The 25,179-nt window shown below is 59.9% G+C and carries 22 protein-coding genes and 1 pseudogene; 19 read left to right on the forward strand and 4 right to left on the reverse strand.

All coding sequences use genetic code 11. The features are described from left to right. Nucleotides 1–681 (reverse strand): acyl-homoserine-lactone synthase, encoded by a 681-nt coding sequence (locus NRG23_RS24905; protein ID WP_009050746.1) that lies wholly within the window; start codon nt 679–681, stop codon nt 1–3. Nucleotides 682–1,129: 448 nt separating this feature from the next. Here NRG23_RS24905 and NRG23_RS24910 point away from each other — a divergent pair, with 448 nt between their 5' ends. The 13 genes and pseudogenes from NRG23_RS24910 (at nt 1,130) to NRG23_RS24970 (ending at nt 13,538) form a co-directional block, all read left to right on the forward strand. Further along, entirely contained in the window at nt 1,130–2,398 is a 1,269-nt protein-coding gene (locus tag NRG23_RS24910) for a beta-ketoacyl-[acyl-carrier-protein] synthase family protein (protein ID WP_028683363.1), read from the forward strand. 2 nt (nt 2,399–2,400) lie between these two features. Further along, nucleotides 2,401–3,207, forward strand: coding sequence for a MaoC family dehydratase (locus tag NRG23_RS24915; protein WP_257372637.1), 807 nt, complete (start codon nt 2,401–2,403; stop codon nt 3,205–3,207). Next, entirely contained in the window at nt 3,204–3,470 is a 267-nt protein-coding gene (locus NRG23_RS24920) for an acyl carrier protein (protein ID WP_016703554.1), read from the forward strand. Before NRG23_RS24915 ends, NRG23_RS24920 begins: the two co-directional genes overlap by 4 nt. Before the next feature lie 35 nt (nt 3,471–3,505). Beyond that, the gene (locus NRG23_RS24925; protein WP_009050742.1) at nt 3,506–4,405 is read left to right on the forward strand and encodes a diiron oxygenase; all 900 of its coding nucleotides are present in this window, start codon (nt 3,506–3,508) and stop codon (nt 4,403–4,405) included. Continuing rightward, entirely contained in the window at nt 4,402–5,925 is a 1,524-nt protein-coding gene (locus NRG23_RS24930; protein ID WP_009050741.1) for an NAD(P)/FAD-dependent oxidoreductase, read from the forward strand. The genes NRG23_RS24925 and NRG23_RS24930 overlap by 4 nt, the downstream gene beginning before the upstream one ends. Continuing rightward, nucleotides 5,922–6,761 (forward strand): alpha/beta hydrolase, encoded by an 840-nt coding sequence (locus NRG23_RS24935; RefSeq protein WP_016703553.1) that lies wholly within the window; start codon nt 5,922–5,924, stop codon nt 6,759–6,761. Before NRG23_RS24930 ends, NRG23_RS24935 begins: the two co-directional genes overlap by 4 nt. A 36-nt stretch (nt 6,762–6,797) precedes the next feature. Continuing rightward, nucleotides 6,798–7,553 (forward strand): SDR family NAD(P)-dependent oxidoreductase, encoded by a 756-nt coding sequence (locus NRG23_RS24940; RefSeq protein ID WP_053269877.1) that lies wholly within the window; start codon nt 6,798–6,800, stop codon nt 7,551–7,553. A 38-nt stretch (nt 7,554–7,591) separates the two neighbouring features. Then, a complete protein-coding gene (locus NRG23_RS24945; protein WP_009050738.1) occupies nt 7,592–9,097 on the forward strand; it encodes an NAD(P)/FAD-dependent oxidoreductase in 1,506 nt (501 codons plus the stop codon). A gap of 42 nt (nt 9,098–9,139) precedes the next feature. Then, a complete protein-coding gene (gene fdxA, locus NRG23_RS24950) occupies nt 9,140–9,511 on the forward strand; it encodes a ferredoxin FdxA (RefSeq protein WP_009050737.1) in 372 nt (123 codons plus the stop codon). 22 nt (nt 9,512–9,533) lie between these two features. Then, nucleotides 9,534–11,171, forward strand: coding sequence for an NAD(P)/FAD-dependent oxidoreductase (locus NRG23_RS24955; RefSeq protein ID WP_135006903.1), 1,638 nt, complete (start codon nt 9,534–9,536; stop codon nt 11,169–11,171). Between the two features lie 103 nt (nt 11,172–11,274). After that, entirely contained in the window at nt 11,275–11,706 is a 432-nt protein-coding gene (locus NRG23_RS24960) for a hypothetical protein (protein ID WP_009050735.1), read from the forward strand. A gap of 93 nt (nt 11,707–11,799) precedes the next feature. Continuing rightward, nucleotides 11,800–11,868, forward strand: a pseudogene (locus tag NRG23_RS24965) (MBL fold metallo-hydrolase); the annotation flags it as partial. Between the two features lie 377 nt (nt 11,869–12,245). Continuing rightward, a complete protein-coding gene (locus tag NRG23_RS24970; protein WP_257372638.1) occupies nt 12,246–13,538 on the forward strand; it encodes a hypothetical protein in 1,293 nt (430 codons plus the stop codon). 250 nt (nt 13,539–13,788) lie between these two features. On the opposite strand, the gene NRG23_RS24975 is transcribed toward NRG23_RS24970, so the two are convergent. The 3 genes from NRG23_RS24975 to NRG23_RS24985 form a co-directional block, all read right to left on the reverse strand. Continuing rightward, nucleotides 13,789–15,009 (reverse strand): DUF3422 domain-containing protein, encoded by a 1,221-nt coding sequence (locus NRG23_RS24975; protein ID WP_257372639.1) that lies wholly within the window; start codon nt 15,007–15,009, stop codon nt 13,789–13,791. 87 nt (nt 15,010–15,096) lie between these two features. Further along, on the reverse strand, nt 15,097–16,740 hold the full coding sequence (locus NRG23_RS24980; RefSeq protein ID WP_257372640.1) for an acetolactate synthase large subunit: 1,644 nt from the start codon (nt 16,738–16,740) through the stop codon (nt 15,097–15,099). A gap of 174 nt (nt 16,741–16,914) precedes the next feature. Next, entirely contained in the window at nt 16,915–17,508 is a 594-nt protein-coding gene (locus NRG23_RS24985) for a TetR/AcrR family transcriptional regulator (protein ID WP_257372641.1), read from the reverse strand. A 100-nt stretch (nt 17,509–17,608) separates the two neighbouring features. Here NRG23_RS24985 and NRG23_RS24990 point away from each other — a divergent pair, with 100 nt between their 5' ends. The 6 genes from NRG23_RS24990 (at nt 17,609) to NRG23_RS25015 (ending at nt 25,158) form a co-directional block, all read left to right on the forward strand. Continuing rightward, entirely contained in the window at nt 17,609–18,358 is a 750-nt protein-coding gene (locus tag NRG23_RS24990; protein WP_257372643.1) for an SDR family NAD(P)-dependent oxidoreductase, read from the forward strand. Next, nucleotides 18,351–19,106: an SDR family oxidoreductase gene (locus NRG23_RS24995; protein ID WP_257372644.1), complete on the forward strand. Its 756-nt coding sequence runs from the start codon at nt 18,351–18,353 to the stop codon at nt 19,104–19,106. Before NRG23_RS24990 ends, NRG23_RS24995 begins: the two co-directional genes overlap by 8 nt. A gap of 237 nt (nt 19,107–19,343) precedes the next feature. Next, on the forward strand, nt 19,344–21,425 hold the full coding sequence (locus tag NRG23_RS25000; RefSeq protein WP_257372645.1) for a hydantoinase/oxoprolinase family protein: 2,082 nt from the start codon (nt 19,344–19,346) through the stop codon (nt 21,423–21,425). Between the two features lie 24 nt (nt 21,426–21,449). Then, nucleotides 21,450–23,114 carry a hydantoinase B/oxoprolinase family protein gene (locus tag NRG23_RS25005; RefSeq protein ID WP_257372646.1) on the forward strand — a complete coding sequence of 555 codons (1,665 nt, stop codon included), beginning with the start codon at nt 21,450–21,452 and terminating at the stop codon, nt 23,112–23,114. 3 nt (nt 23,115–23,117) lie between these two features. Further along, the gene (locus tag NRG23_RS25010; protein WP_257372647.1) at nt 23,118–24,320 is read left to right on the forward strand and encodes a pyridoxal phosphate-dependent aminotransferase; all 1,203 of its coding nucleotides are present in this window, start codon (nt 23,118–23,120) and stop codon (nt 24,318–24,320) included. 25 nt (nt 24,321–24,345) lie between these two features. After that, nucleotides 24,346–25,158, forward strand: coding sequence for an NAD(P)-dependent oxidoreductase (locus NRG23_RS25015; protein WP_257372648.1), 813 nt, complete (start codon nt 24,346–24,348; stop codon nt 25,156–25,158). The last annotated feature ends 21 nt before the right edge of the window (nt 25,159–25,179 follow it).

The following is a 25,179-nucleotide window of genomic DNA, read 5'->3' on the forward strand; positions in this document are numbered from 1 at the left end:
TCAGGCGCTGATCCGCTGAGGCTCGTAGAACGCGGTGTGGAGCGGGTTCAGGCGCTGCGGCCAGCAGCTGAGCTGCGTGGATGACAAGGGGCATTTGCGAGCGATGCTGGACAGCAGGCGCTGACGATTGGCGTCGCTGATCGGCATGTTCAGCAGCAGCACCTTTTCTCCCGGCGCGGCCTCGCCGGTGTCCATTACTTCGTAGTGCCAGCCGGCGTTGCGGACGATCCGTCCCATGGCGTTGCTGACCACCGTGATGATCGATTCCAGGCCGCTGCGCGCGGCATGGTTGTGCATACACAACAGGAGCATTTCGGTCAGCGGCAGATGGGCCAGGCCGAGCTGGCGCGAGCGGGTCTTGTCGACGAAAAAGCGGCTGGATTCAGCCATCAACGCCTGCTTGGGCGGCGCGCAGCGGAAAAAGTCGCGGAACGGCCCTTCGACCATGTAGGGATCCAGGGTGTTGATCAGGCGCAGGCCGGCCAGGGGCACGCCTTTCCAGGTACCGATCAGGTAGGTGGTGCGCTCGTTGTCGTACTCATCGAACTCGATGTCATTCTTTATATTAACCTTCCAGTTCAAACGATCGGCGAATACTTCCTTGCGCAGGCCATACAAATCGGCGACCCAGGCGTGGGGCGTCGCACTATAGTCGAGCGCGTGAAATTCGATGGATTCCATATTGTTGAAGTTCTTCCATGGGATATGGTCAGTACTAAGGGTTGAGCTCGCACCGTTCACGGAGAGTCAACTTGCGATTAAGGCAAATCAATTGTGCGGCGTTTGTTAGTTTAACAATGTCTGCCCGGAGACAACCTGTACTTAGGTGCAGTTGCAGGTTGCCTGAGTTGATTTTCATTACGCACTTGGCCATCTGTACCTAGATACAGTTGTCCTCCCCGGGCAATTACGACAACTTATGCCGGGCAGTGGTTAAGCCCCCAATAACGCCGTAGAGCTGAGCTTTGCAATGTTGGACGATTGTTCCAACTAGTGCGTACATGGTTTGTACTTGCGAGTACTCCACTTGCCTTAATCGTCGAATATGCCAATGGCAGTCTGAGTGTCTGGATCAGGCTTCTTCACGCTGCGTGGCATCTCCAGCCAAGACATCGAAACAGGGAAGATCATGGAAAAGTCCGCCTCTTCAGAACCGCGCCGGGTGGTTGTAACCGGTTATGGCGCCATCTGCTCGCTCGGCGAGAATGTCGAAGCCATCTGGGACGCAATGATGGATTACCAGGTCGGTTACCGTCAGCACAGCTTCGACGATCCGAGCATCCATGCGCGTTACTTTGGCTTTATCGATGACTTCGGTCGTGAAGCGATGCGTCCGTTCTCGAAGAAAATCTCCAAGATGTTGCCGCTGTTCGCCAAATACAGCCTGGTGGCCACCCACGAGGCGATCCGCGTGGCGTATGGCGACACGCCCCTGGATGAGGTCGTCTCGCCCTTCGATCGCGGCGTGATCCTGGGCACCGGCTGGGGCGGGCTCGATACCGCCAACAGCAACAACAACGAATACCGCGAGCAGGGCATCTCCACGTCCTTCGCCACCGTCATGTCGATGTGCAATGCCGCGACTGCCGGTATCACCATGAACTGGAACATGCGCGGTATCCAGAACAGCCCGGTGGCGGCCTGCGCCACGGGCACCATCGCCATTGGCGAAGCCTACGAGGCGATTCGCAGCGGCCGCGCCAAGGTGATGATCGCCGGTGGCAGCGAATCCCTGAAAGAGCAGTTCAACGTCTGGTCGGTGGATGTCATCCAGGCCTTGAGCAAGGAACAGGAAAACCCACGCCTGGCCTGCTGCCCGTTCAGCAAGGGACGCAGCGGCTTCGTGCTCTCCGAGGGCGCGGCGGTGTTGTGCCTGGAAGACTATGAACTGGCCCGGGCCCGGGGCGCGAAGATCCTCGGCGAGATCACCGGCTACGCCAACTATTCGGACGCCTACGACATGACGGCCCCGGCCGAAGACATGCAGGCCCGGGTACGGGTGATCAATGACGTGTGCCAGCAGGCAGGCGTAGAGGCCTCGCAGATCGACTACGTCAACCTGCACGGCACCTCGACCCCGCTCAACGATGTCAACGAGACCCGCTCGATCAAGCTGGCCCTGGGGGATGCGGCATACGGCATTCCGATGTCCAGCACCAAGTCCTACACCGGGCACTTGATCGGCGCCGCCGGCTCGATGGAGGCGGTCTTCTGTCTCAAGGCCATGGCCCGGGGCACGATTCCGGCGACCATCCATATGGATGAGGCCGACCCTGAGTGCGACCTCAACTACGTGCCCAACGAACACCTGCATGGGCAGACCCTGAACAACGTGCTGAACCTGAGCTTCGGCTTCGGTGGCGCCAACGCCGGCATCATGCTGCGCAAGGTGGTCTGATCATGCAGCTGCAATTCGGAGCCGAGCAGATCGAGGCCTGGGCCGGTCTCTCCGGCGATCGCAACCCGATCCACTTCGACCGCGAGGCGGCGCGCCGCATGGACGCGGCCGATGTGGTGGTGCATGGCATGCTCGCGCTGCTGCCGGTCAAGCACCGCATGGGGCGGGTCAACCCGGTGCTGGCCCAGGACTGGATGCAGTTCAAGGCGCTGCTCAAGACCCCGGTGCTGCGTGACAGCACGGTAGCCCTGTCGACCCGCGAACGCAGCGACAGCACCGGGTTCAAGTTGCACTCGAGTGCTGACAACAGCGAACACGTGATCGGCCATGTACGCATCGTCGAGGCACCGGAATGGTCATCCACAACCCCGGGTTTCCTGCTGGCACACGAGGAGGTCGCGGCCTGGCTCGCGCGCTTTCGTGATGACCTGGGCCGGGAGCTCGATGACTGGGTCGCGCTCGATGCGCTGATCTTTTCCCACTTCATCCGCAACCATCTGGGCGTGATCTTCGATTGCCTGTCCCCGCAGTTCCGTCAGCGGCAGCGGCCGAACCGGCTCGAGGATCTGTCCGATCACCTGGTGGTGCAGACCAGCCACCAGATCACCTTCTGCACATCGCTGCGCTCGCTGGGCGAGTTGCAGACCGATATCCGCTGCGAGATCGACAACATCCACCTGATCGAAAGCCCCGGCAAGGCCGTGGGCACCCTCGATCTCGGGGTGCATGTCAGCGATCGCCACGTAATGACCATCACCCTCGGCCTGATGATAAAGGCCCTTCCAACCTCCCAAGGAGCTATGCAATGACCACCGTAGAGAAAGTATTTGCCGTTGTTCGCGACCTCATCCTGGAACTCAAGGATGTCGACGAAAACGATGTGACCCTCGATACCCACATCGAAGCGATGGAGTTCGACAGCCTGGACTTCGTCGAGATGCAGGTCGTGGTGCAGAAGAAGATCGGCGTAGCGCTGGATCCCGACTCGTTCGTCAGCCGCAAGATCGCCACGCTGCGCCAGCTGTGCGAGTTCGTGGTCGAGCTCAAGGAATCGGCCGCTGTCCCTGCCTGACTGGCAGGTCCACCGTTACGGATAGGAGCAAGGGAATGTCCACGCTGACCAATAGTGTGCTCGCCATTTCAGAAGCAAGAGAGTCCAAGGTCCGCAAGCTGAGCGAAGTCTCGCACCACAAGACCATGGACCACGCGACCGTGCTGCCCTGGGACCAGGAGGTCGATCGCAGCCTGTACCCGAAGGACCCCGATCACCTGTGGATCAATGGCACGCGTTTCTGCGAAGGCCTGAGCGAGGCGCAGAAGCTGGAACTGGCCTGGCTGGAAACCGGCCGTGACATCTCCATGTTCATCTGGCTGGAGCAGACCATTCCACCGTTGTACATGGGCTATGTCACTCAGTTCCACGACCGCATCTCCCAGGACCTGCAGGAGTACCTGATGATCTTCTCCAAGGAGGAGATCGTTCACACCCTGACCTTCAAGCGTTTCATGGGCAAGGCCGGCCTGCAGTTGTGGAACCCGCCGGTGGGCCTCTATGAGTTGCTCACCGAGACGCTGCCGAAGATGGAGCCCGCGGTGGGCGTGCTGTTCACGCTGCTGATCGAGTGGGTCGCGGAAATGGGCGCGATGCACACGTCCCAGGGGCCAGGCGTCGAGCCTATGACCCGGACCATGTTCCGCGAGCACCATCATGACGAGGCCCGGCATATCGCCTTCGGTCGCTGGATCAGCGAGTCGTTCTTTGAAACGGCGAGCCCCGAGTCCATCGCCCAGGTGAAGGCCATGAGCCGCCGGATCATTCCGGCATTGATCGACATGTTCACCTACAACCCGGAAATCGCCCGGCACACCTCGTTCGAGTTCCCGATCGCGGTGGATGACAAGGCGAAGATCGAGGAAGTCTGGCGCTCGGCCCATAACGCCCGGCTCAACGACGCACGTTTTGCCGAGATCTATGCCTGGGTCGACAAGCTGGGGTTGCGGCAATGAACCAGCCGTCCTGGGACGCGATCTTCGTCGGTGCCGGGATCACCAGCCTGGCCTGTGCGGCGATGCTGGTCAAACGTGACCCCGGGGTGCGCCTGTTGATGGTCGACAAGCATATTGTCGTCGGCGGCTATGCCTCCACCTTCAGCCGGCCAAAGCAGGGTGCGGTGTTCGACTGCAGCCTGCACAAGCTCAGTGGCATGGCCGAGGGCGGCAACCTCATCCGCATCCTGCGTGACCTGGGGCTGGACGAGACGCTGGACCTGGTTTATCCCCAGGACTACTTCTGCGCCTACCGGGACGGCACGGAGCTGCCGCTGGCCAACGATGCGGACGGTGCGGAGCGGCAGCTGGTCGAGCGCTTTCCCCATCAGGCCGAGGCCATCGCGACCTTCTTCGAGCACGTCCGGACCTACGGACGCAACGGCTACTACCAGTTCCAGATGCTCGACGGCAGTTTCGAGCCGGACATGGCCCAGTTGCGTTTCGCCCATCGCAACCTGAAGCACAAGACCGTGCGCCAGGCGCTGCACGAACTGTTCGACGACCCGTACCTGATCGAGATCCTGGCGGCGCCGGGCATCTACGTCGGCGGCTACTCGGAAGACCTGGGCTATCTGTACTACCTGCATGTGGTGTACGCCACGCTCAACCGTGGCAACGCCTATGTCGCCGGCTCCTCCCAGCACCTGTCCAACCTGCTGGCGCAGCAGATCGAACAGGCGGGTGGGCAGATCCTGCTCAGCACCCGTGTCGATGGCGTGCTCACCGACGGCCAGGGCAATGCCACGGGCATCAACACCAATCGCGGGGTGTTCCATTCTTCGCGGGTGTACATCAACGCTTCACCGCATTACGCGGTGCAGCACCTGTTCGCGGCGGATGTGGAGCTGGCGGCCACCCGGGAGAAGCTCACCGGGCTGAAGCCGGCACGCTCGACCACCACGGTGTATCTGGTGACCGACCTGCCACCGGAGCAACTGGGCTTGCAGCACAGCGAATCGATGCTGTTCGCCGATGATCCGGCGGCTGGCGCCGAGTTGCGCATGGCGGCCGCCCTCAGTGGTTATGAGGCGCAGCTCAGCGAGCGGGCCTTCTGGGAGATGTCGCCGATCGAGGTCACCAACTATCACGCCCTGGACCCGGCTGCGGGCCAGGTGGTGTGCATCAACGTGCTCGACTCGATCGCCCATTGGCCGCAGCGCCGTACCGCGCAATACCGGGCCAAGAAGCAGCGGGCCAGCGACATCCTGGTGGAGCGTCTGTTGCGCCAGGTGCCGGGGCTGCGCGGGCATGTGCTGCATACCGAGGTCGCCACGCCCCATACCTATGTACGTTTCACCAACAACACCGACGGTTCGGGTTATGGGGCGATGGTCGGCACCGATCTCAAGGGCCATGTGTTCCATCACGGCTTCCCGGTGCAGGGCGTGCAGTTCCTCAGCGCCTGGGTGGCAGGTCCCAGTTACGAAGCCGCCTTCGGCTATGCCGAAATGAAGGCCAGGCAATGGAGGCGAGCATGAGCAAGAACGAGCAATCGACCGGTTGGCTGGGGATCGCCATTTCCAAGCTGTTCATCCGCGTCATGTTCCGTCAGGTACAGGGCTGGAAGCGTGACGTGCCCAAGCGTGCGGCAGGCTTTGTGGAGATCGCGCGCGACGGCAGCCGGCTGGAAGGGGCGTCCCTGCGCACCAGCGCCATGCACCCTCGGGGCGTGGTGCTGTTGTGTCATCCGTTCCTCAAGTACGGCATGCATTACTTTTTCGAGAACAACCTGGACCAGGCGTTTCTCGAACAGGGCTATCACGTGGTCGCCTTCAACTTCAAAGGCTTCGGCCGCAGCACCATCGGCGGCCATGCGTTCGCCGACGATGTGCTGGCGATTGCCCGGCGCGTGTCGCGGGACAACCCAGGCCTGCCGATCCACCTGGTGGGCTGTTCGTTCGGTGGCTATCACCTGTCCCATGCCCTGGCGCGGGATGCCACGCCCTTTACCTCGGCCGTGCTGGACAGCGTGCCGATTTCGGTGCGCAGCTACTTCACCCGCGGGCCGTTGCGACTGGCCATGCGCTGGATCAGCGGCAGCCGCCTGGCGGTCCCCACGGGCACCTGTGCCATCGATCACTCGCTGCGCGGCGTGCGTCACCTGCCGATCGCCTACTTCTACGGGCGCAACGACCACTTCATCCCGGATGCCAGCGTGACCGGGCTCAGCCAGGAGTGCGAGGCGCTGCACGTGGTCGGTTTCGAGGGCTGTCGCCACCTGGAAAACCACAAGAAACACCGGGACCGCTACTTCGAGGAAATCTTCGATTTCTTCGCCCGTGCGGAAGCTCGAAAAACCGCCGTGCCGGCATGACGGCGGCAGGGATCATCAGATCAAAGGATGTAGATCATGGAAGTTCAGCAGTCTTCAAACGGCAAATGGGTACTGGTCAGCGGCGGCAGTCGCGGCATTGGCCGCGCACTGGTCCTGGCCCTGGCCCGGGAAGGGTATCGGGTCGCGTTCACCTACCAGTCCTCGGCCGACGCGGCCTTGCAACTGGAGCAGGAAGTGGCCGCCAGTGGCGGCCTGGCCAGCGGGCATGCCTGTGACGGCAGGGACCACGACTCGGTCGAGGCGGTGTGCGCCCAGCTGGTGGAAACCCACGGCGAGCCCTACGGCTTGATCAACAACATGGGCGTGACCGGCGACCAGCTGTTGTTCAAGTTCGACATCGAGCGCTACCGCGACGTGGTCGCGACCAATCTCGATTCGGCGGTGTATTTCAGTAAATGCCTGGCTCCGGCGATGGCCGCCGAGCGCCGCGGCAAGATCCTGCACATGTCCTCCGTCAGCGGGCTCAAGGGCAACAAGGGACAGATGGGGTACTCGGCGACCAAGGCGGCGATGATCGGCATCACCAAGACCATGGCCCTGGAAATGGCGCGCTTCAAGATCACCGTCAACGCCATCGCCCCAGGCTTCATTGCCACGGAGATGGTCGGGCAGATCGCCGACCCGATACGCAAGTCGATCACCGACACCATCCCCCTCAAGCGCTTCGGTGAAGTCCGCGAAGTGGCGGCCCTGGCCAGCTTCCTGCTGTCGCCCCAGGCCGACTACATCACTGGCCAGACATTCGTGATCGATGGCGGTCTGACGGCCTGATTAGCAGTTCTGATCTGGCCGCAGAGCCAGGAGAAATCATGAGTCAAGAATACGATACCGTTTTCGTCGGCGCGGGCCTTGGCGCGTTGGCGGGTGCCAGCCTTATGGCGCAGCGAGGCCAGAAAGTCCTGGTGGTGGAAAAGCACAACGTAGCCGGTGGTTACGCGAGCAATTTCCGCCGCAAGGATTTCAACTTCGATGTTTCGCTGCATTCGTTCGACGGCGTGGTGCGGGGCGCCGAGTCGTTCAATGTGATCCAGGCCTGTGGCGTGGCGGACAAGGTCGAGTTTCTCCATCACCCGACCTTGTATCGCTATCGCTCGCAGGACATCGACCTCACGGTCGGGCACCGCGACCTGGAAGGTTACAAGCGCGAGTTGTTCCGCTTCTTTCCCGAGGAGGTCGATAACATCAACCGGCTGTTCGCCGAGTCGCAGCGCAACTACAAGGACCTGTGCGGCTTCCTGTATTCGCGCAAGCCGTTCTGGATGAGGCTGGTGGCCACGCCGATGATCTATCCCCGGGTGCTCAAGTATGGGCATGAAACGGTGGATCACTACTTCTCGCGCTTCACCTCCAATGAGCGCCTCAAGGAAGTGCTGTCGGCGCAATGGAGCTACTACGGCCTGCCGGCCAAGGACCTGGCGTTCGGCTACTTTTCCTATCCCTTCATCGATTATCTGGAGAACGGCGGTTATTCGATCAAGGGCGGCTCACAGGCCTTGTCCAACGCCTTGGTCGAGGTCATCGAGCAGCATGGCGGCCGGGTCGAGCTGGAGTCGGCGGTCAACCAGATCGTGGTCGAGCGCGGCCGGGTCAGTGGCGTGGTGACGCGCAAGTCGGGCAAGGTCAAGGCGCGCAACGTCGTGGCCAATATCTCGCCCCATGCGGTGCTGGCATTGGCGGGCGAGCAGCACTTCGGTGCCAAGTACCGCTCGCGTCTGCGCCGGCTCAAGCTGTCGGTGTCGGGGTTCCAGGTCTACCTGGGGCTCGATTGCCCGCTGAGCGAACTGGGCGTGGGCGCCGAGGAGTACATCCACTTCTTCGCCCCGCCGAAAACCCAGCGCCAACAGTTCGAGCATATCCAGGCCGGAGAGCTGCATGGCGACAACACCAGCTGGTCGATCAACTACTTCTCCAACGTCGATCCCTCGATGGTCCCGGCCGGAAAGTCCAGCCTGGGCCTGTTCACCCTGACGGGCGCCGGCGAATGGCACTCCCTGGACAAGCTCGCCTACCGGCGCAAGAAGATCGAACTCACCGAGCTGCTGATCGCCAACGCCGAACGGGTCATCCCCGGCCTGCGTCGGCACATCGAGGTCTGCGAGGCAGGTTCGCCGCGCACCATGAGCAAGTTCACCCATAACCCGGCGGGCGCGATCTACGGCTTCGAGCAGAACACCCGACAGTCCGGCCTGTTCAACCGTTTCCCGCAGAAATACCCGGTCAAGGGGCTGTACCAGGTCGGGGCCTGGACATTCCCGGGCGCAGGCTTCATCGGAACGATGTTGTCGGCGCGCTTGTTGGTCGACCGCTATTTCTGAGCGGCGACTTCCCAGTCCAACCAGACGTTTACGAGACTCACCATGACCTACGTAGTGACCGACAACTGCATCCAGTGCCGCCACACCAACTGCGTCGATATCTGCCCCGCGGATGCCTTCCACCTGGGGCCGAACTTCATCGTCATCAATCCCCAGGAGTGCGTCGACTGCGGCCTGTGCCTGCCCGAATGCCCGGAGGAAGCCATCCAGCCGGAGAACCAGCTCGATGACAGCAACCGGCATTTCCTCAAGCTCAACGCCGAGCTGGCCGAGCACTGGCCGGTGATCCTGCAGCGGATTCCGCCCCTGGCGGAGCATGAGCACTGGAGCCGCAAGCCGAACAAGCTGCCCCACCTGATACATGAGGCCGAGGCGGTCGATCCGACCCGCGACCACCACCTAGCCCACGCCTGATGCGCGACTGGAACCGTAACCCATGCAAAGCTTTGATCGATTCAAGACCCTCGAGAGCGACACCTTCGACGTGATAGTGGTCGGCGCCGGCATCGGTGGCCTGACGGCTGCCGCAACCCTGTCCAACCGCGGCAAGCAGGTGCTGGTGCTCGACATGCACTATGAAATGGGCGGCTGTGCCACGGTGTTCCACCGCAAGGGTAAGGACTACGAGTTCGATGTCGGCCTGCACTACATCGGCGACTGCGGCAAGGACGGCCTGATTCCGCGGATCCTGCGCGGGGCCGGCATCGATGACGGTGAAATCCGCTTTATCGAGCAGGATCCGGAAGGTTTCGAGACCCTGTGTTTCCCCGACTTCCAGTTCGCGGTTCCCCGCGGTTATGAACGCTTTCGCGAAAAGCTGCTGGAGGCGTTCCCTAAGGAGCGGGCGGGGATCAACCGCTATTTCAAGATGCTGCAGCAGGTCTGGGATTTCATGGGTATCCACTCGCGCCCGCTGACGGCGCTGTGGGTACTGCCGCGCTCGTGGATGCTGATGCGTCACGCCAAATCGACGGTGGCGCAATTCCTCGACACCTGTACCCAGGACCAGCGCCTGCGGGCCATCCTGACCGGGCAGCTGGGGGTCTATCACCAGCCGCCGAGCCGCGCGACCATGGCCGGCCACGCGGCGGTGGTCAATCACTTCCTGCAGGGTTCCTACTACCCCTCGGGCGGCGGTCAGATGTTCTCCGACAAGCTGGGCGAGGTGGTCGAGCGCAAGGGCGGCAAGATCCTCCTGCGGTCCAAGGTCGAACGTATCCTGATCGAGAACGGGCGTGCCGTGGGCGTCGAGTTCAGCAACAAGCACCTGGGCAAACGGGTGGTCAAGGCCGGTGCGGTGATCTGCAACGCCGATATCAAGCAGGCCCTGCTCGGCCTGATCGGCCGTGAACACCTCAAGCCCAAGACCGTGCGCCGTGCCGAGCAGTTCGAGATGTCACCGGCCATGGGCGTGGTCTATCTGGGTATCGACATGGACCTCAAGGCCATGGGCCTGAAGAACACCAACTATCGCATCTACCCAGGCTGCGATTACGAGAAGGCCTACCGCGAGGTGTTCGCCGGGGCGTTTCCCGAGGAGCCCCATCTGTTCATCGGCAACGCCACCATGAAAGACCCGGATAACCCGGCCATCGCGCCACCGGGCATCTATAACCTGCAATTGATGTCGGCAGTGCCTTCCACCCCGCAAAGCTGGGGCGTGACCCAGGCCGAGCTGACGGATGGCAGCTATCGGACCAACCCGGCCTACCTGGCGAAAAAAGAGTGGTACGCCCGCCAGCTGATTGCCTTGGCCGAACGGGTGATTCCGGGCATGTCGAAGCACATCGTCTATCAGGAAGTCTCGACGCCTTTTTCGGTCACGCGCTTTATCGGCTCCGAAGGCGGGACCTCCTACGGCCTGGCCTTTACCCCGGAGTACTTCCTGCACAACCGGCCGGGAGCCAAGACGGAGATCCGCAACCTGTACCTGTGCGGCGCTTCCACCCGTACCGGGCACGGCATCTTTGGCGCCATGACCGGTGGCGTGGAAGCGGCCGCGGCGGTCAGTGGTCGTCACGTGCGTTACCAGGTCATGGACATCGGCACCCGCGCCGAAGCGGCGGTCCGTTGACGGCGACGTCATGGCGCACCCCGTCGGTGCGCCATGACGTCTATGCTGCAGCGCGTGAATCATTGGATTCACCGAGAATGGACTGGCATCAAGGAGCGATGGAATGACGAATGGATACAACATGGCGCTGGTGATCGGCGCCGGGCTCAGCCTGTTGGCGGCGCTGATGCATGTCGGGGTGATCATGGTCGGGCCTTCCTGGTATCGCCTGTTTGGCGCAGGCGAGCGCTTTGTGCGGGCAGCCCAGGCCGGGCGCTGGTTTCCCGCGGTGGTCACGGCCGGGATTGCCCTGGTGCTTGCCGCCTGGGCGGCGTATGCGCTGTCCGCGGCCGGGGTGATCGCGCCCTTGCCCTTGCTGCGCCCGGCGTTGATCGCGATCACCCTGGTCTACCTGTTGCGTGGCCTGTTGGGGCCGGTCGCCCTGGCGGGCACCGGGCGCAGCCGGCGCTTCATCTTTGTCAGCTCGACGATCTGCCTGGTCTATGGCCTGGTGCATCTGTTCGGCCTGGTGCAAGTGTGGGGTTCCCTGGCCTAGGGGATATCGGTAAAGGGCTGTGGAGTTGAAAGTCAGGGGCCATTGCGGTCACCCTTGGCGTCATCAGCCTGGCCTCAGCCCTTTAGGACCCCCATGGACATCGCAAAACCTGCCCTTATCCGCGAAACCTTCCCCGTCGGCCCGTTGCAGTGCAACTGCACGAGCATGGTAGTCTTTATGTAGCTGCATACGGACGCGGAGGCAACAAGCCTGCGGCAAGGGCTCTGGCTTTTTCCTGCCTTGTCCATATGGACATTTGTATGTGTGGACAGATTTCGGAATTTTGTCCATACGTGAACTCGTATAAACCGTGTCTCAGGGATTGTCATCCTCTGGGTCCTTGAGCCCCATTCACTACGGGTCCTACGAAAATAGGAGTCTGTAGCAGTGTTGCAGTGTAAACGCTTCAGCTCCTCAAATCGCCTACCAGGTCGCGTTCCCTTTCGGTCCTTTCCTGGATCTGCCGCAGACAATAGATTTCGGCATTGCGCTAGGGCATATTGCCATCAACCGGCCTTGTGACTACGAAGGGACTTGAGATGACGGCTGAGATTGCAATTATGAGTCGCACAGCGGTGGTTCTGGCAGCAGACAGTGCCACCACGGTTACGACCTGGAAGAGTGGTGAGCTTGAAAAGCGCTATTTCAAGGGCGCGAACAAGCTCTACGAGCTGTCTCGGTGTGGCCCTGTTGGGTTAATGATCTTTGGGTCTGCAGGGCTGCAAACGGTTCCCTGGGAGCTCTACATCAAGTCGTTCCGTGATCATTTGGGTGTTGAGCAGTTTGACAAGCTTCAGACCTACTCTGAGAAGTTTTTTGATTTCGTCCAGCACAACGACAAACTGTTTTCGAAAGAGAGCAAGAAAGAAGCGCTTCTTCGGTTACTCGGAGGGGCGTCGTATCGGTTGCAGCACATCATCGCTGTGCACGCTGGGCAGAGTGAAGTCGGTGAGTTAGCGTCAATGACGCCTCAGGAAATTGAGGCAGCGCTTGCGTTGGCGGAAATCGATGTCGAGAACCTTCCACTCCCAGAGCTCCTAACTGAGGCCGATATTGCTAACGCCGTATCTGACACTGCTGCAGAGCTGGAGGGGGTGTCGGCGCAAAGCATACCGGTATTCATTCAGGATCCAGACAGCAGGGGGTACCTCGTCCCTCGATTTGTTGCCGCTCTGATCAAGCTCGCTGTGAAGCAGTTCCTCAGTTATGCCCCGCTTACCGGCGTTGTCATCGCGGGCTATGGAAAGGAGGAGTACTTCCCAGTGCTTGAGGTGTATGACTGCTACGGGTTTTTGGGGGATCGTCTGATCGTTCAGAAAAACGAGAACGATTCCAAAACTATGGACGCATCGACACCTGCGGTCATACAGCCTTTCGCTACCACCCACATGATCGATACTTTCCGAATGGGTGTATCCCCCGATGTGTTTGATGCTGTGTACGCGTCTACAAGGATGGCATTGGGAGAAATGGGATCGCGGGTGATGGCTGAGTGCGGTGCCCAAAATCCCCTTTCGCAGCAGCGGATAACGGAGATCATCGAGGAAACGAAGATCTCTCATGCCGACCGATGGTATGAGCAGATCAGAAACCAGCATGTCTTTCCGCTATCAAATATTATAAATTCTCTTCCCCTGCCGGACATGGCAGGCTTGGCAAGAAGCTTGATTGAGCTAGAGTCACTGAAGGAACGCGTAACCCGCCCCAGTGAGTCGGTCTCAGGCCCCATCGACGTAGCTGTGATTAGCAAGCATGATGGGTTCGTCTGGATTGATAGAAAACACTATTTCAAGCCTGAGCTAAACCCTAGGTTTTTTAAACGAGCAGAATGATGGAGTCAGATATGAGCTTCTCAGCCTCCCGCCCAGCGGAGCCCAGTGCGTCGGTAACGGCAAGAGATGCGCTGCGCTTTGAGAACCAGCAGATTAGCCCAGCTCGTCAGGAAAAGGACGCCACCCAGTACGACTTGATGATTCGTCGGCTGGACAAAAAGCCAAGCACTCGAGAGACCCTATTGTCATTCTCCAGCTGCTGAAAAAAACCCGCGCCTGGCGCGGGTTTTTTTTATGGGTGAATGCCCCATCAACAGTGCTGTTTGGCTTTCCGTAACCGCAACAGGATTACGGCCAGCACTAACAACACGGGTGGTGACATCCCTAGTAATGCGTCACGAGCTGTGAGCTCCGCTCCCAGCACGTTCAGCCCGCCGTAGAGCAGCTTGAATAGGTTCAGAAGGTAGTAGGTGATCGCAATGATCGAAAGGCCTTCCACGGCGCGTTGAATCTTCACCTGGGCATCGGCCCGAGCGTTCAGGCCTCGAAGTATTTCTGCGTTCTGTTCCTCCATTTCCACTTGCACGCGTGCCTGGAGCAAGTCTCCGAGGTTCGCAACGTTTTCTGCCAACTGCTCAAGTCTTTGCTCCGTAGCAGCGCAGTACCGCACTGTCGGCTTGAACCGCCGTTCGATGAACACACCGACGCGCTGGCAGTCGCCAACATGGCTTTCTCGAAGCTCGCCGAGCCGCTCAAACACCAATTGGGCATAGGCCTGTGTGGCTCCAAAGCGATGGCGTGTGGTCACAGTTCGGCTCACCACTTGGCGTGACAGGCGGGCAATTGCTTCAAGCAACCCTTTTGAGTCCAGGCCATCACTTCGTGCGCTTCGTTCTGAGAGGTTGACCAAGGTCTTGTCAAACGCATCCAGATCTTGGCTCAGTTCCTTCGCCGTTCCGAGAGTCAAGGAGGCCATCATTCGATACGTTTCAATCTCCAGCAGACGCCTAATCATGCGGCCCTGGCGGTAAGCGTTGAGGCGGCGGTTGATGAACAAAAAACGATTTGTACCATCGGGTGTGAGATGAAAATCACTCCACACCACAGCATCACCACCCCCCACACAAGAGCCACATGGATCTCTGAAGCCGTACTTAGCTAGGTCTAGTTGCTGCTCATCGCGCACCAATACCTGTACTGCGTTGATGATCTTTGCCGTGTATGGCTCGATTGCCTCGGCTAATGCCGGTGGGATCGCTTTCCAATCTGATTCCCCGATCGTGCACGGCACTGCCAGGGTCAGGGTAAAAAATTCAGTGTGTTGTTCCCACTTGAAGGAGTGGCCATCTAAGCAGGTAATACCTTGAGGCATGTCCGAGTTCAAGGCTTCAAGTTGGCATCTCCGTAGGACCGTTGCACAGTCAGCCTTGTCTCCGAGGATCGCCAAATGAAAGACATGGGCCGGCCCGCTGAAATAGAGAGATGGGCGGGCATGGAGTTCGTTGTGTAAGGCGGATCGCAGAGGGTGCATTTGAAGCCCAACCTGAATTGTGGGAGTGAAACTTCAATCAGGGCCGTCTCCGCTGAAGTCCTCGACTACAGCGGAGACGGATACCAATCAGATTGCCAACGCTCGCTCACGAAGCTCCATGTTCAGGATGCGGTCGTTCTCGCTGTAGTCCACCGGGCAGTCGATGACATGCACTCCAGGATTGGAAATGCAGTGGTCGAGTAGGGGGAGCAAGGCATCCGCGCTCTCCACACGGTGGCCGTAGGCACCATAGGACTCGGCATATTTGACGAAGTCCGGGTTGCCATAGTCCAGGCCGAAATCGGTGAAGCCCATGTTCGCCTGCTTCCAGCGGATCATGCCGTAGCCGTCGTCACGCAGGATCACCACGGTGACGTGCATGTTCAGGCGCACCGCCGTTTCCAGCTCCTGGCTGTTCATCATGAAGCCACCGTCACCGCACACTGCGATTACCGGGCGGTCCGGGTACACCAGGTGCGAGGCCATGGCCGACGGCAGGCCTGCGCCCATGGTCGCCAGGGCGTTGTCCAGCAGCACAGTGTTGGGCTTGTGCGCCTTGTAGTTACGGGCGAACCAGATCTTGTAGATGCCGTTATCCAGGGCCAAGATGCCTTCGGACGGCAGAACGCGGCGGATGTCGGCGACCAGGCGCTGCGGATAGACCGGGTAACGGTCGTCGTCGGCGCCTTCGGCAATCTGTTCCTCGTTGGCTTCGCGGATCGTCAGCAGGCGGGAAAAGTCCCAGTGTGTGGTGTCGCCCAGACCTTCAGCGATCTGCCAAACGGCATTGGCGATGTCGCCGATCACTTCGATCTGCGGGAAGTACACGGCATCGACTTCAGCGGAACGGAAGTTGATGTGGATGACCTCGGTACCACCACGCACCATGAAGAACGGCGGCTTCTCGATCACGTCGTGGCCAATGTTGACGATCAGGTCGGCCGCCTCAATAGCACGGTGGACGAAGTCGCCGGAGGACAGCGCGGCGTTGCCCAGGAAGCGCGGGTGGCGCTCGTCGACCACGCCCTTGCCCAGCTGGGTGGTGACGAACGGGATGCCGGTCTTGTCGATCAGTTGCTTGAGGACCTTGGCGGTCATCTTGCGGTTGGCGCCGGCGCCGATCACCAGGATCGGGCTGCGGGCGTTCTTCAGCTTCTCGACCGCGGCGTCGATGGCCACGTACTCGGCCAGCGGGCGACGGTGCAGGCTTGGCGGGATCGGCATGGCGTCGGTCTGCTCGGCGGCGATGTCTTCCGGCAGCTCCAGGTGCACGGCGCCCGGCTTTTCCTCTTCCGCCAGGCGGAAGGCTTCACGCATACGCGAAGGAATGTTGTCGGCTGAGGCGAACTGGTGGGTGTACTTGGTGATGGGGTCCATCATGCCGCACACGTCGATGATCTGGAACCGGCCCTGCTTGGACTTCTTGATCGGCTTTTGCCCTGTGATCATCAGCATCGGCATGCCGCCTAGGTACGCGTAGGCACCGGCGGTGACCAGGTTGGTCGCGCCCGGGCCAAGGGTGGACAGGCTGACGCCGGTCTTGCCGGTGAGGCGGCCATAAGTGGCGGCCATGAAGCCGGCGGACTGCTCATGACGGGTCAGGACCAGCTTGATCTGCGATTTGCGCAGGGATTCCAGCAGGTCGAGGTTCTCCTCGCCGGGAATGCCGAACACATACTCGACACCTTCGTTTTCCAGGCATTGCACAACGACATCGGCGGCCTTGGCCATTTGAGCTTTTACCTTCGTTATTTCCATTGGGTGCAGGCGACGGATGCCTGCGGTTTTCACGGCTTGCGTGTAGGTCGGGCAAATCAATCCACTAGTTCGTCGCGCCGTTTGGCCTTTCTAGCAATGGTCATGGCGATAGCTCGCGGGTGGCACACGAAATGGAAAGCTCTGCGCTTAGGCGGCCTCGATGTTCATCGTCGCAATAATCCCGTAGGCAAAGCGTTTCAACACCGGGCTCTGTTGGCTGCCGTTGACCTCGGCGTTCAGCCACTGTGCCTGGTTGAAAAGCATGCCTATGACCGCGTCTGCCGCCATGGAGAGTGTGAGCGGCGGTAAGCGATTGGTCCTGATCAGATCTTTGATGATGTCCGAGAGAATCTGGATGTATTCGTTCTTAAGGCCGTTGAATTCGTTTGCTTGCTCGCTGGTCAAATTGATCTGTTCGCGAGACAGCAGGTTGGCCCGGCTTGCCGAGCTGTGTTTAAAGCTCAGGAACGTATCGATAAAGCAGTTCAGCCGATCGTGAGCTTGCGCTTTGCGACGCAGGTTCAGGCGAGTGCAATAGAGCAGCTCGCTGATTGCGTCCTCCATAAGCTCGAACAATAGAGACTGCTTGCTATCAATGTGGTGATAAAGGGAGCCAGGCTTAATTCCGACGTGATCCGCTAGATCTCGCAATCCGATTGCCTGGTAGCCGTAAAGTGCAAAGAGTTCGCATGCGCCTTCCAGGATGCGATCGCGGGCGTTTTTCACGTCGGGAGCAGTCATGACCGAGGCCCTTCGATTCAGTGGTTCAGTGTGAGCGGTTGGTTGACTAAATGTAAGACAACAGGCATCTTACAGTAAAGCTTTATCGGAGGAGCTTGGCATGAACGATCAAACCGTAGTGATAGTTGGTGGTGCATCCGGTCTGGGCCTGGAAACGGCTCGATTGATGGTGAAGCGTGGAGCGAGCAAAATCGGTCTTATCGATCGAAATGAGCAGCTTTTGGTGCAGGCAGCGGAAGAGCTGCGTGGGCTAGGAGCAGAGGTGGCTACTGCAGTTGGCGACATCGCTCGTCAGCAGACCGCGCATGCTGCGTTCCAGCAGATTGTCGATGCCCTGGGCCGAGTTCACTGTCTGGTCAACAGTGCGGCGATCTACCCGCGCAAAGACATTCTCGATATCACTGACGATGAGTGGGATCTGGAGAATGCCGTGAACATCAAGGGCACGTATCACATGATGGTCGCCGCCGTGCGCCACATGCAGCAGTACGTTGCTGCTCCTGCAGTAACTGGCCGTATCGTCAATGTCACTTCGGTTGACGCATTCAAAGCTCACCCTCAAAACGCGCACTACGCTGCAACGAAAGCTGCGGTGGTGAGCCTGACCAAGTCGTTCGCCCAGGCCTGTGCCAAGGACCAAATTCTGGTCAACTCGGTAGCCCCGGCTGGCTTCGCTACTGAGCGTGCCAAGCAGCTTGGTTTCCTTGGTGAACTGGCTGCGGCCAACCCGCTGGGTCGCGCTGCCGAGCCGGCAGAGATTGCTGAGTGGATCGTCATGATGGGTAGCAGCCGAAACAGCTACGCCACCGGCGAAAACGTCATCGTCAGCGGAGGCTACATTTATGCCTGAAGCATCCTTCCCCGCAGGCTACCAGCGCGCGCTCGTCACCGGTGCAACCAGTGGCATTGGCAAAGCGATCGTGTTGGCGCTGCGTGATGCAGGCCTGGAGGTCATTGCGGTGGGTCGTAGTCGCGACGCACTGGCAGAGTTGGCCAGCGAACCTGGTGTAACGACGCTGGAAGCTGACGTGCGTGACACCAAAGCATTTAGCGCCGCTTTGGAAGGGCAATCGGTCGACGTACTGGTCAACAACGCTGGCGTTCTCTCCACTCGTGCATCGTTCCAGGAGGTGGATGAGGCTGAGATCGACAATATGATCGACATCAACCTCAAGGCGCCTCTGCATCTGGCTCGCCAAGTGCTGCCTGGCATGGTTGAACGTGCGCGTGGTCACGTGTTCTTCATCGGTTCCAGTGCTGGGCGCGCGCCTCATCCAGGGGCGGCCATCTACGGTGCTTCTAAGGCAGGCGTTAGCCTTTTCTGCGATGCGTTGCGTTGTGATCTGCTGGGTTCTGGTGTCCGTGTGACCGAAATTGCTCCTGGTCGAGTGCAAACGCAGTTATATCGCACCGCTATGGGAATGCAGGCCGCCGGCACTGAACTCTATGACGGTTACGAGTCCATCCAGCCTCAAGACATTGCCCAGTTGCTGCTCGCGGCGCTGCGTATGCCGGCTGCGGTCGATGTGTCGCGACTCGAGGTATTCCCCACTGCACAAGCAGTAGGTGGTTCGCGGATGGTCAAAACTCTCGGCTGAGGGTGTGGGTTGTTAAACCCGGGGTAAAGCGAAGGCCGCTCCCACACGGACGTATTTCAGGGCTTGAGCCAGACTGAACGCTCCTGTGGGGCGGCCTTTATCACAAGGTCATATCACTTTTTCTATCCAATTGACCTTGTTTCATAGCGCACAACCTCTTGACCACATGTAAGACAACATATAACTTACAGATCAGCCGGCCATTTTGTGGGCGGAGACAACTACAAAGCAGGGGATATGACGATGACTGCGACATCATGCCGGGTCGGCGTGGACATTGGCGGGACCTTCACTGATATCGCGCTGGACGTGGACGGCGTGCTTCATTCCACCAAGATCCTTACCGACTATGAGCTTCCTGAGCGGGCAATTCTCACCGGTGTCAAGCAGGTTGTTGAAGCCGCTGGCCTGGCCCTCTCGGACATCCACCAGCTGATCCACGGCACCACGCTTGCCACTAACGCACTGATTGAGCGCCGTGGCGCCCGCACCGCCTTCATCACCACTGAAGGTTTCCGGGATACCCTGGAAATGCGCACCGAAAACCGTTTCGAGCAGTACGACATCAACATCGTTCTGCCACCGCCACTGATCGCTCGCGAAGACCGTTTCACCCTTCGCGAACGTCTGGACGTAAAGGGTAAGGTTCTGATCGCGCCTGATAAGGCTGAGATCGACGCCCTGATCGAGCATATTGCCCAGGGCAACTACGAGAGCGTGGCGATCGGCTTCCTGCACAGCTACGTGAATGGCGCACACGAGCGCCAACTGCGTGATGCTCTGCAGGCGCGTCTGCCAAAGCTGTCGATCTCTATCTCCAGCGAAGTTTCGCCGCAGATGCGCGAGTTCGAACGCTTCAACACCGTTTGTGCTAACGCTTACGTCAAGCCGCTGATCAAGTCCTACCTGGATCGTCTGGTGGTCACCCTTAAGGAGCACGGTGCTGACTGCCCGGTGTTCATGATCCACTCCGGCGGCGGCATCATCTCGGTAGAGAGCGCTGCTGAGTTCCCAGTGCGCCTGGTGGAGTCTGGCCCTGCTGGTGGGGCAATCTTCGCGGCCGATATTGCACGCCGCTACCAGCTGGACTCGGTCGTGTCCTTCGATATGGGTGGTACCACTGCCAAGATCTGTTTGATCGAGCATCAGGTACCGAAAACTGCCAAAACCTTCGAAGTAGCGCGTACCTACCGCTTCAAGAAAGGCAGCGGTATGCCTATCTCTATCCCCGTGGTGGAAATGGTCGAAATTGGTGCCGGCGGTGGTTCGATTGCCAGTATCGACAGCATGCGCCAAATCCGCGTCGGTCCGCACAGTGCTGCTTCCGAGCCTGGTCCAGCTTGCTACAACCGTGGTGGTTTGGAGCCGACCATTACCGACGCCAACCTCCTGCTGGGCCGTCTCGACGCCGACAACTTCGCTGGTGGCGCGCTGCGCCTTTCCACCGATAAAGCTGCTGATGCAATGGGTCGTGTAATCGGCAACCCGCTAGGCATGGATCCCAACACCGCAGCCTTCGGTGTCTGCGAGGTGGTCGATGAAAACATGGCGAACGCTGGTCGTGTGCACGCAGTAGAGAGCGGTAAAGATATTGCCGATTACACCATGATCACCTTCGGTGGTGGCGGTCCGCTGCACGCCGCACGCCTGTGCGAGAAGATGGGTGTTTCGCGTTTCGTCGTGCCTGCCGGTGCTGGTGTGGGTTCGGCCATTGGCTTCCTGCGCGCTCCATTCGGTTACGAGGCAGTCCGCAGCTCCTTCGTTCGACTGTCCGAGTTCGATGAGAAAGCTATCAATGGCCTGATCGAAGAGATGAAGGCCGAGTCCATGGGCTTCCTACGTCAGGGTATGCCTGAGGGCGAGCCAGAGATGGATTGCACCGCCTTCATGCGCTACGTCGGTCAAGGTTGGGAGATCCCTGTCGCCCTGCCGTTCAAGGCGTTCACCGCCGCAGACACCGTTCAGTTCAAGGCTCTGTTCGAAGAAGCCTACACCCGCTTCTTCGGCCGCCCGATCGAAGGTCCGGATATCGAGATCGTTAGCTGGTCGGTCAAGGCAAGCTCCCCGCTGCCGCCTGTGGCTCATATCGCCGAAGTTGGCGCTGCTTATCTCGCCCATGAAGTATCGCGCCGCAAAGTCTTTGACGTTGCCGCCGGCGGCTTCGTGGAGGCTGGCATCTATCCGCGTGAGGAACTGCAGGTCGGTGCACGGGTTGATGGCCCCGCCATCATTGTCGAGCGTGAGACCTCGACCTTCGTCACTTCGAACTTCACCGCCACGGTCCAGCCCGACGGCTGCCTGCTGGTTGTCCGTCGCTAACGCCCTACATCGGAAGCAAGAACCATGAGCGAAACAATGATCGACATTCATATGCAGGTGATGTGGAACCGGCTGGTCTCGGTGGTCGAAGAACAAGCCCTGACCCTGATTCGCACTGCCTTCTCCACCAGTGTGCGCGAGGCCGGCGACTTGTCGGCCGGTGTATTCGATCGCGCTGGCAACATGCTTGCCCAGGCGGTTACCGGTACTCCCGGCCACGTCAATACCATGGCTGAGGCGGTGGTGCATTTCATCAACGACATCGGCGAAGACAACATCTTCGAAGGTGATGTGTACGTGACCAATGACCCGTGGAAGGGTACAGGCCACCTGCACGACATCACCATCGTTTCGCCATCGTTCTACAAGGGCAAACTGATCGGCTACTTCGCCAGTACCGCCCACGTCGTAGATATCGGTGGCCGCGGCTTTGGCCCGGATGCTCGTGAGGTTTACGAGGAAGGTTTGTTCATTCCTGTGCTGAAGCTGTTCGAGCGTGGCCAGGTGAACCGCGACTTCATCAACATCCTGCGCAACAACGTGCGTGAGAATGACCGCGTTGTCGGTGACTTCTACGCGCTGTCGGCATGTAACGAGACCGGCCACAAGCGCCTCCTCGACATGCTTGAAGAGTTCAAGCTGGACGACCTGGAGCACATTGGTGGCTTCATTCTGGAGCACAGCCGTCGCGCTACCCTGGAATGCTTCAAGTCGCTGCCACATGGCACCTACAGCAACAGCATGACCCTGGACGGCTATGACGTGCCGGTTACCCTGGCCGTGACCCTGACTGTCGGCCCGGATGGCATCAAGAGCGACTTCACCGGTACTTCTGGAATGAGTCAGTTCGGCATCAACGTGCCGCTGGGCTACGCCAAGGCTTACGCCTGCTACGGCCTCAAATGCATCGTCGCCCCAGAGATCCCGAACAACTCGGCCTCCCTGCTGCCGTTCGAAGTAACCGCACCAGAGGGCTGCATCCTGAATGCAAAGCACCCTGCGCCGGTCTCGGTACGTCACGTGCTTGGTCACTTCGTTCCAGACCTGGTTCTGGGGGCGCTTCACAAGTGTCTGCCAGGCAAAGTGCCGGCAGAGGGCGCCAGTGCCCTGTGGAACCTGCACCTGAGCGTGCGCCCACTGGAAAGCAACCCGAGCGGTCGCAACGCCGAGATGCTGATGTTCAACAGCGGTGGTATGGGTGCTCGTTCCGCCATGGACGGTTTGAGCGCTACCGCTTTCCCAAGCGGCGTCCACACCATGCCGGTAGAAGCCACCGAGCACGCCGGTCCAGTTGTGGTTTGGCGCAAAGAGCTGCGTGAAGGCTCCGGTGGTGCCGGCGAACTGCGCGGCGGTCTGGGCCAGGAGATCGAGGTTTCTGCAGCCGAAGGCTACAGCTTCCGCTTCAGCGCTATGTTCGACCGCATCCAGTATGCCGCTCGTGGCCTGGACGGTGGTAAGCAAGGCGCCCAAGGTTTCGTCGGCTTGGATGACGGTACCGTACTGCGCGGTAAAGGCCAGCAGTTTGTGCCGGCGGACCGTCGCCTGGTACTGAGCCTGCCGGGTGGTGGCGGTTATGGCGACCCACGTAAGCGTGACCGTGACCAAGTCGCGCGTGACCTGCGCTTCGGTTACATCAGCGCTGAGCAGGCGCGTGAAGACTACGGCTTCGAAGCCGCCCAGGAGCGCTGAGCGATGGAAATCCAAAGCAGCCGTGTTCGCGCGGTAAAGAGCTCACCGAGTATGGCCGTTTCGGTGCTGGCCAAACAAATGCTCGCCAAGGGTGAGTCGGTGATCAACCTCAGTCTGGGGGAGCCGGACTTCAACGTTCCGGCTCACGTGATCGAGGCTGCCCACCAGGCGATGTTGGCGGGCAACAATCACTACACCGCTCCCAATGGCCTTGAGGAGTTGCGTCAGGCCATCGTAGATAAGTTTGAGCGGGAAAATGGTCTGAAATACGGGCTGGACGAGATTTGTGTTGGCAACGGCGCCAAGCAGCTGCTGTTCAATGCATTCCTCGCCACCTTGGAGCCTGGTGATGAGGTAATCACTCCAGCGCCGTATTGGGTGTCGTACACCGACATGGCCATGCTTAATGGTGGTGTGCCGAAGGTCATTCCGTGCGGGGCCGAGTACGGCTTCAAGCTGGATCCGGATCGCCTGGAGGCAGCCATCACACCGCGTACCCGCTGGTTGATGCTTAACTCCCCGAACAACCCGTGTGGTGCGATTTACACCCGCGAAGAGTTTGCGGCTCTGGGGGCCGTGTTGGATCGCCATCCGCACGTGTTGGTGATCTCGGATGAGATCTACGAGCACATCGTGCTCGGTGACCAGCCGTTTGTCTCGTTTGTCACCGCCTGCCCGCAGCTGCGGGACCGCACCTTGCTGATCAACGGTGTGTCCAAGGCCTATGCGATGACGGGCTACCGCCTCGGCTACGCGGCCGGGTCAAAAGACCTGATCGTGGCAATGAACAAGACCCAATCGCAGACCACTACCTGCCCTTCAGTGATCTCGCAGCTGGCCGCTGCAGCTGCACTGAACGGTCCGCAGGACTTCGTTCGGGACGCTAATCGCGAGTACCAAGCTCGTGGTGCGCTGGTAGTGCGTGGCCTTGCTGAGATCGAGGGGTTGTCCCTGCAGATGCCAGAAGGTGCGTTCTACGCTTTCCCGAATGTTGCGGCCTTCATCGGTAAGCGCACGCCAGATGGTCAAGTCATCGCGAACGATGCAGACCTTTCGTCCTACCTGCTTCGCGTGGGCAAGGTCGCCACGGTACCGGGTTCGGCGTTCGGCCTGGAACCCTACGTTCGCCTGTCTTTCGCGACTTCGCGGCAGGAACTCGAACAGGCCCTGGGTCAGCTGCGCGAAGCCTTCGCGGCGCTGGTCTGAACAACTGATTGATTTGAGGTAAACCATGAGCAAGCCGTTCAAACGTCTGCTGATCACCGGCGCCGCCGGGCGCCTGGGCAGCGTGCTGCGCAAACATCTGGCGGCCTTCGCCGACGAGCTGCGCCTGACCGACATCGCCGACATGGGCCAGGCGGCCCCACATGAACAGTTGATCCGCTGCGACCTGGGCAATTTCAACGACGTGTTGCCGCTGACCGAAGGTGTTGATGTCATCGTTCACGCCGGTGGGGTGCCAGTGGAAGATACCTTCCAGAACATCCTCAACGGCAACATCGTCGGTACTTACAACATTTACGAGGCGGCTCGGCGCAATGGCGTTAAGCGCGTGGTGTACACCAGCTCCAACCACGCGATTGGTTTCTACGACCGCACCGAAACAATTGATGCCAATGCGGCTCACCGCCCAGACAGCCTCTACGGTGTGAGCAAATGCTTTGCCGAAGATCTGGGTCGCTACTACTGGGACAAGTTCGGCATTGAGTCGGTGAACCTGCGCATCGGCTCCTCGTTCCCTGAGCCATTGGATCGTCGCATGCTCGCCACGTGGCTGTCGTTCAACGACTTCGCTCAGTTGACCGAACGCTCGCTGCTGGCTCCGCGTGTCGGGCACATGGTTGTCTACGGAATGTCCAACAATCGCGAAAATCTGTGGGACAACCGCTTGGCCTCTTCCATCGGCTACGCGCCCCAAGACAGCGCTGACGACTACCGCGAGAAGGTTCTGGCCGAGCATCCGCCTCTGGATCCGAATGAGCCGGCGGCGCGCTACCACGGTGGCAATTTCGCCGGTGCCGGGCACTTCGAAGACCCGAAATGACCTCCACATCACAAGAGCGCT

It is taken from the genome of Pseudomonas sp. T8, from assembly GCF_024610635.1.
Classification (GTDB): domain Bacteria; phylum Pseudomonadota; class Gammaproteobacteria; order Pseudomonadales; family Pseudomonadaceae; genus Aquipseudomonas; species Aquipseudomonas chlororaphis_I.